Raw genomic sequence first — 628 nt, 5'->3', positions numbered from 1 at the left:
CCAGTCTGTGTCGTGTTGGGTGAACCTAACTACTATGCACGACAAGGTTTCAATGCTGGTGAAGAGATGGGCTTTGAATGCGCTTGGGAAGTGCCTGAAGGTGCGTTTCGAGTAGCTGAACTCGTCGAAGGCCAATGTGCAGGACGTTCTGGACGCATTGATTACGCGCCAGAGTTCTCAGAGCTTTAAATACTGAAACAGCCCGCTGAAATAGCGGGCTGTTTGCTTTTCATCAGTCAATCGACAAGCATGACGTTTATTGAGCGTTTTTGGTTCTCTTTTTGCCCCAGATTTCGACTTTTGCTTTTTTGCTGACACCCAACACGTCGAGCTTCATGTTTCCCCAACTGCTGTATTTCATTTCAAGGTGCTTAAGTTTCGCGTCCTCCGCTCCTGGTAGTGTCCAAGCTCGCGTTGACATTCCGTTGGTGAGCGTGCCCATTGAAGTGAGTTTTTTCTCGCTGCCGTCGGTCATGGTGACTTTGATGTCTTTTAAATCGACGGTGCCTTGAATGCACTTTATTTTGATTTTACTGAAGTTACGGTTTTTGAGCAGACTATTTGGCGTAACGGTGTCTGTCTCCGTTTGGAAGTTGACGGTCTTGGTTGCGATCAGCTCCCAGTCATC

General features: G+C 47.6%; 1 protein-coding gene and 1 pseudogene. One reads left to right on the top strand and one right to left on the bottom strand.

Annotation, left to right across the window (positions count from 1 at the left end; genetic code table 11):
* Positions 1-189 (top strand): annotated as a pseudogene (locus R7Z49_RS25945) (N-acetyltransferase); the annotation flags it as partial.
* Positions 190-256: 67 nt separating this feature from the next.
* Here the strand turns inward: R7Z49_RS25945 and R7Z49_RS25940 are convergent.
* A partial coding sequence (locus tag R7Z49_RS25940; RefSeq protein WP_318112545.1) for a hypothetical protein occupies positions 257-628 on the bottom strand: 372 nt, incomplete at its 5' end.

The sequence above is a fragment of the Vibrio sp. 1562 genome, assembly GCF_033340155.1.
Classification (GTDB): domain Bacteria; phylum Pseudomonadota; class Gammaproteobacteria; order Enterobacterales; family Vibrionaceae; genus Vibrio; species Vibrio alginolyticus.
Note: the sequence above shows the minus strand (reverse complement) of the source record. Positions and strands in the feature narration are given on the sequence as shown.